Annotated in this window: 2 protein-coding genes and 1 pseudogene; all 3 read left to right on the forward strand. The window is 38.3% G+C overall.

What is annotated here, in order from left to right; genetic code table 11:
- Positions 1–272 (forward strand): annotated as a pseudogene (locus tag ABIQ28_RS03385) (aspartate aminotransferase family protein); the annotation flags it as partial.
- 174 nt (positions 273–446) lie between these two features.
- Positions 447–1,982, forward strand: coding sequence for a glutamine-hydrolyzing GMP synthase (gene guaA / locus ABIQ28_RS03390; RefSeq protein WP_348035344.1), 1,536 nt, complete (start codon positions 447–449; stop codon positions 1,980–1,982).
- 110 nt (positions 1,983–2,092) lie between these two features.
- Positions 2,093–3,441 (forward strand): LysM peptidoglycan-binding domain-containing protein (locus ABIQ28_RS03395; protein WP_348035345.1); only part of this gene is annotated, 1,349 nt, incomplete at its 3' end.

Below are 3,441 nucleotides of genomic sequence, written 5' to 3' on the forward strand. Positions count from 1 at the left end.
TCGCGCAAATCGCAGGAAGAATGATTGAAGCGCATCCTGATTTGGAGTTGGTCAGAGCGCCAAGTCTCTCTTGTGTGCTCTACCGAAGAAAAGGGTGGCAGCCCGAAGATTATACCCATTGGACCTATGAAAATCATCGCAAAGGTTTTGCTTTGGTAACCCCAACCAAATGGAAAAATGGCGATACGTTTGAAACGGTATCCCGTTTTTGTTTTATAAATCCCGATACTACAGAGCGGGATATTGAAATGATTTTGGAAACGATGGAGTAAGAACCAGAGGCTCATTCATTTTTTATGAGTTTTGGAGTTTCGTTTAAAGTACTCCATTTTAGAGGAAGCTTTATGTGTTGTTTTCGGGATTTAAATCTCTTGAATTACTGCTTATTTTTTTAATTTTCATCATGGCTAAATCGTAAATTTAAAAATCTATCCTTATTTTTGCGCATGCAACATAACAAAGTACTTATTTTAGATTTCGGATCGCAATACACCCAGCTTATTGCGAGACGTGTTAGAGAGCTCAACATATATTGTGAGATCCATCCATTCAATAAAATTCCAACAGAAATTGAAAGCTTCAAAGCGGTCATTTTATCTGGTGGGCCATCATCTGTAAGATCGGATAATGCGCCGCATCCCGATTTGTCAAAAATTAGGGGTCACATGCCATTGCTCGGCGTTTGTTACGGTGCGCAATATTTATCTCATTTTTCTAGCGGATTGGTGGAGCCATCTGATTCACGTGAGTATGGAAGAACAAATTTGACTTATGTTAAAGCGAATGAACCATTGTTCGATCATATTGAGGCAGGAAGTCAGGTTTGGATGAGTCATAGTGATACCATTAAAAAATTGCCGACTAACGGAGTGCTGATTGCCAGCACCAAAGATGTTGAAAATGCAGCGTTCGTTATTGAAGGCGAACAAACTTATGGCATCCAGTTTCATCCAGAAGTTTACCATTCAACAGATGGGAAGCAACTCTTAGAAAACTTTTTGGTTCATATTGCAAAAATAGAGCAGGACTGGACGCCGCAATCTTTTGTTGAGGAAACGGTTGAAGCTTTACAAGCGCAAATTGGCGATGATAAAGTGGTTTTAGGTCTTTCTGGAGGTGTGGATTCTTCAGTAGCCGCGATATTACTTCATAAAGCTATTGGCAAAAATCTATATTGCATTTTTGTGAATAATGGATTACTTCGTAAAAATGAATTTACAAATGTCTTGGCGCAATACGAAGGCATGGGACTTAATGTAAAAGGTGTTGATGCTTCGGCACGTTTCTTGGATGCACTGGCAGGATTAAGCGATCCTGAGTTGAAACGAAAAGCTATCGGTCGTGTGTTCATTGAGGTTTTTGATGACGAAGCGCATCAAATTGAGGATGTCAAATGGTTGGCACAAGGCACAATATATCCAGATGTGATTGAAAGTGTTTCTGCCACTGGAGGTCCAAGTGCAACGATCAAAAGTCATCATAACGTGGGCGGTTTACCAGATTTCATGAAGTTGAAAATTGTGGAACCCTTAAGAGCCTTATTTAAAGATGAGGTAAGACGTGTTGGTGCATCTATGGGAATGGACGAAGCTATTTTGGGACGTCATCCTTTTCCAGGTCCAGGTTTGGCCATTCGTATTTTGGGCGATATTACTGCTGAAAAAGTGCGTATCTTACAAGAAGTTGATGCTGTATTTATCGACAATCTAAAATCTTGGGGCTTGTACGACAAAGTATGGCAGGCAGGCGCAATTTTACTGCCGGTTAATAGTGTAGGCGTGATGGGTGATGAGCGCACTTATGAAAAATGTGTCGCTTTAAGAGCGGTCGAAAGTACCGATGGAATGACGGCGGATTGGGTAAACCTACCTTACGAATTTTTGCAAAGTACCTCAAACGAAATAATAAATAAAGTAAAAGGCGTTAATAGAGTAGTGTATGATATCAGCTCAAAACCGCCAGCCACTATTGAATGGGAATAATCAAACTCCTACGGAGGCAGGAGTCTCTTAAATAATAGAAAAACCTCGAAGTTAAGAAATTCCCTCCTATCTGTTATTAGACCGATAGAAGGGAATATAAATATTTGTCAATGAAAAAATTCATTTTAGTTTGTATCATTACCTTATCGTGCAGTTGGTTTGCCAATGCACAAAAGTTTAAAACGCATACGGTAAAGCAAGGAGAAACGGTAGAATCTATTGCGAAAAAATATCAAGTAACTGCGTCAGATATTTATTCGTTAAACCCTGATGCGAAGCGAAAATTGACTTTAGATGCGGTTTTGATCATTCCTAATATTTCAACTGTTGCTTCGGGCATTCCTACTGAAACTAAAGAGCTTATTGGTTTTAAATCCCATAAGGTACAACGAAAAGAAACCCTTTATAGCATTTCAAAGGAATACAATATTGAAGTTGAAGATATTAAAAAGCACAACAAAAGCTTATATTCTGAGAATTTAAAAAAGGGTGATCAAATCAGGATTCCGGAGTACAAAACAATTGTTTCAAAAGTAATTCCAAATAATGCGCTTAAAACTTATAAAGTACAGCCGAAAGAAGGCAAATGGGGCGTGGCCTATAAGTTTGGAATTACAGTTGCCGAATTAGAAACCTTGAATCCTAAAATGGGTGAGGTTTTGCAAGCAGGTGATATCCTCAATGTTCCAAATACGGACAGTGAAAAGACCATGGATGTTAATTATAACTATTATACAGTTCAAAAAAGTGAAGGCTATTATCGCTTGAAAGTCAAACTGGGCCTGAGCCAAGAACAGTTAGAGAAACTTAATCCTGAATTAAAGGTCGATGGATTAAAAGAAGGTATGGTTTTAAAAGTACCACATAATGTAACGGTTGGAGATACCATCGTAAAAGTTGAAGGAACAAATCTTACTTCTAAATTAAAGAATTTAAAAACTAAGCAAATCGCGGTCATGTTGCCCTTCCGTTTGAATAGGGTCAATGCTGATTCTGTTCAGCAAGCCAAAGATATGATCAAAACAGATAGACGCTTGTCTGTTTCGCTCGATTTTCAATCAGGCGTTTTAATGGCCGTGGATTCTGCAAAACAACTTGGGATTTCGACAAAATTGAAAGTCTTTGATACTGGAGATCAATTAGCTGAAGTCTCGAAAATTTTAAATAGCAATGACTTTTCTAAGTACGATGCAGTTATTGGTCCGCTCATGCCAAATGATTTAGATCGTGTGGCGAAAGCCTTGGAAAATGATAAAATTCCTGTAATCTCTCCAATTAATAAACCAACACAGTTGTATGAGAATGTTTTTCAAACTATTCCTGAGCCAGAGATACTAGAACACGCGATGATTCAATTTGTGAAGGACGATCAATCACGACGAAATGTTGTCATTATTTCCGATAATTCCAATACAGCTATCAGTAATCGACTAAAATCAGAATTTCCAAATGCCAGACA

The organism is Gelidibacter sp., from assembly GCF_039916245.1.
Lineage (GTDB): Bacteria > Bacteroidota > Bacteroidia > Flavobacteriales > Flavobacteriaceae > Gelidibacter.